This window comes from Candidatus Cloacimonadota bacterium (genome assembly GCA_011372345.1).
In the GTDB taxonomy this organism is placed as follows: Bacteria; Cloacimonadota; Cloacimonadia; order Cloacimonadales; family TCS61; genus DRTC01.
In genome coordinates, this window is sequence record DRTC01000138.1 from 1 (window position 1) to 2,638 (window position 2,638).

At 40.7% G+C, this 2,638-nt stretch carries 2 protein-coding genes; both read right to left on the minus strand.

The features are described 5' to 3' along the window. Positions 1 to 632: hypothetical protein (locus tag ENL20_02570; GenBank protein ID HHE37439.1), on the minus strand; the 632-nt coding region annotated here is incomplete at its 3' end. A 159-nt stretch (positions 633 to 791) separates the two neighbouring features. Continuing rightward, positions 792 to 2,618, minus strand: coding sequence for an ABC transporter ATP-binding protein (locus ENL20_02575; protein ID HHE37440.1), 1,827 nt, complete (start codon positions 2,616 to 2,618; stop codon positions 792 to 794). Between the last annotated feature and the right edge of the window lie 20 nt (positions 2,619 to 2,638).

A 2,638-nucleotide genomic window follows, 5' to 3' on the forward strand; every position in this document is an offset into this window, starting at 1 on the left:
ATCACATTTTTGGTTGTGATATCATCGAGAAAGGGAACCGGCTCGATACGAGAAAAATATTCATTGAATCGTTCCATTCCGGTGATGAGCAGTTCTACCGGTTTAATACTGCAAACACCAATTTGACTGATGCGTTTCCTACTTCTTTGCAGCGAATTCCGGATCACATCTTTCCAGGATTTATTTTCCGTAAGAATTTTGTCTTCATAAGAAGATGCATAACCAAATCCTTTAGCTTTGGGCAGGTCGGAAACAGTTTTTTGAATATTTATAATCTCTTTTGCCAACTTCTTCTTTTGATTTCCGGTCAGTTCATCATAGACAAAATGCAGATCCTTTCCTGCAATTTTTTCCATTATCACGAAAGGAAATTCACCATCAAAATCGAAGTGAATTATTTCCGGAACAGGAAGTTGTTTACTACTCATCTTCTTGAACCAATAAACTCCGCCCTTCAGTAAATCTAAAGTGTTTTCACCTGACATACGAATAACAATATTCCTGCCGGTTTCCAGTTTTACATCATAGACGAAATGACATAATCCTGTATTAAACCTGCTGATTTTGGAAACAGCAACTTGATAATGATCTTCTACTATATTTTTTGCTATTTGAATATTTGGAATTTTCATTTTTCTTTTTTCCTTTTTTTGGAGCAGATTAACCTTGAAAAAGTTTTTAAGTATTTTCTTCCTGCTGAACTTTTTCAACGGTTTTTCTCCAAATTAACCTCTAACCATTGAAAAGGACAAGTGAGAGAATCCCTCTGGCAGAGTCCGTTTTCAAGGTCTCTATGCATTCAAAATCTTCGCTTCCTGCTCTTCCATAAACTGGTTTGTGTATAGTTTATGATAATAACCTTTCAGATTCAAGAGTTCGTGATGATTTCCCTGCTCGGTTATCTTCCCGTTTTGAATCACCAGAATCCTGTCTGCGGAGCGAATTGTGGAAAGCCGATGAGCAATAATGAAACTGGTGCGATTCTCCAGAACTGTGTGGATCGCATCCTGAATTTTCTGTTCCGTTTCCGTATCGACCGATGAAGTCGCTTCATCAAGAACGAAGATCTTCGGATCCGCCAGAATAGCTCTGGCAAAGGAGATCAACTGCTTTTCTCCGGTTGAGAGTAAACTTCCGCCTTCCCCAACTTCGCTATCATATCCGTTTTCAGTTTTCATTATAAAATCGTGTGCATTCACCAATTTTGCAGACATTTCGATTTCCTCATCAGTGGCATTCAATCGTCCGTATTTAATGTTGTCTTTGATCGTTCCGCTGAAAAGATGCGGAGTTTGCAGCACATAACCAAGATTGGAATGCAGCCAGAGCAGTGATCTTTCCCGATAATCAGTTCCATCGATTTTAATTGAGCCGGAATTCGGTTCATAAAAACGGCAGGCAAGATTCACGATCGTGCTTTTGCCGGAGCCGGTTTCTCCAACGAGTGCGATCGTCTCTCCCGAATTGATTTCCAGATTGAAATTATCCAACACATTTTCGCCCTTTTTGTATTTGAAGGAAACATTCTCGAAGCAGATATTTCCACGAATTTCAGGCCAATTCTCTGTTTTGGAATTAAGAATATCACCGAATTTTTCAGTGATTTTCGAATTATCCTGAATTTCCGGTTTTTCATCGATCATCGAGAAAATACGCTCTGCTGATGCTTGAGCATTCTGTAGTTCCGCAAAAATACGAGCCAGTTCCCGCAGCGGTTCAAAAAACTGAACTGTGTAGGAAATGAAAGCAACCAGAGTTCCGTAAGTTATGGTTTGCATAATCACGCCTTCTCCACCTTTCCAGAGTGCGAGTCCGGTTCCGATGCTGCCGAGAGTCAGAACTGCCGGCAAATACAGGGATGAGAAGATCGCTGCTTTCACGGATGAGCGATACATCTTTCCCGTAAGCTGCTGAAATTCCTTCAAATTCGCTTCTTCCCGAACTAATGTTTTAGTCGTCTTTGCTCCGGCAATTCCTTCATTAAAAGAGCCGGTAATCCGTGAATTAGTTTTCCGAACTTTACGATATGTTTTCAGGATTTTCTTCTGGAAATAGATGCTGATCACAACCAGAATCGGCACAACTGTCAGAGTCAACAACGCCAGTTTCCAATTCATAATCAACATCACGATGCAAATCCCGATCATCAGCGAAAATCCCCACACCAAATCGACCAAACCCCAGGCAATGGTTTCTCCCAAACGCTGTCCGTCAGAAGTCATTCTCGCCATCAGCCAGCCGACCGGAGTTTTATCATAATAATTGAAAGAAAGTTCCTGCAGATGCTGGAATCCGGCTTTGCGGATGTCATAAGTCAATCCCATCTCAACTCTTCCGGCGAGTGCAATGAAGAAATAGATGTTAATCGACTGGATGACAATCAATCCAAAATAGATAAGACCGAATCTACCGAGTCCTTCCGTTTTTGCCGGAACCACAAAATGATCGATGGCATACTTGGTCATCAGCGGGAAAATCACATCGACTCCCGCCAATCCCAGCATAAAAACGGTGATGATTATCATCTGCTTTTTGTAAGGAAGCGTGAATCGAAAAAGTTTCTTCCACAACTTCCAATCTAAATTTTTATTATATTCCTGTTCTTCAAATATAGACATTTTTTACCTCATTTTTAACC